The following is a 555-nucleotide window of genomic DNA, read 5'->3' on the forward strand; positions in this document are numbered from 1 at the left end:
GCCCTGTCGCACACCGCCGGTGATGACACGTAGGACCCGCGACTCGCGAGTGCGGCGTAGCCACGGCTTTCCAGTCGAGGGCTTCGCCACCCGATGTCACGCGAACCCAGGAGGTAACCCCATGCGTAAGTGGTGGCTCATGACGGCCGAGGGCGGTAACCCGCAGGATGACAGCGACAGTGGGAACAAGCACGGTGGCGGCGGGTCGGACGAGGGTGGTAACACCAACGACGGGCAAGGTCCGGCGGACGGTCGATGACTGAGCACGACGTGGCGGAGGCCGGCCTCGAACGGTTGGCCTCCGCGCTCATGCGGAAAGGGTCGCTCGCCTCTGACTGGCTTCCCGCGTGCCGACAGGTGCCGAGGCACCTGTTCGTGCCGGAGGCGATCTGGCCCGGGAGCGCCGGCGGCAATCGTCAGGGAAACCGACTGCTGCGATCAGAGGCACCTCGCGCTTGGTGGGAGGCCGTTTACGCGGACGCGCCGATCACCACTCAGTGGGATGACGGGGCCTACACCGGACCAGGGAAGGGAAAGATTCCGTCCTGCTCCAAC

Annotated in this window: 1 pseudogene; it reads left to right on the forward strand. The window is 67.2% G+C overall.

Annotated elements, in window-relative coordinates:
• Positions 1-255: 255 nt before the first annotated feature.
• Positions 256-555 (forward strand): annotated as a pseudogene (locus KUM32_RS31335) (protein-L-isoaspartate(D-aspartate) O-methyltransferase); the annotation flags it as partial.

This window comes from Streptomyces sp. AC627_RSS907, assembly GCF_019049165.1.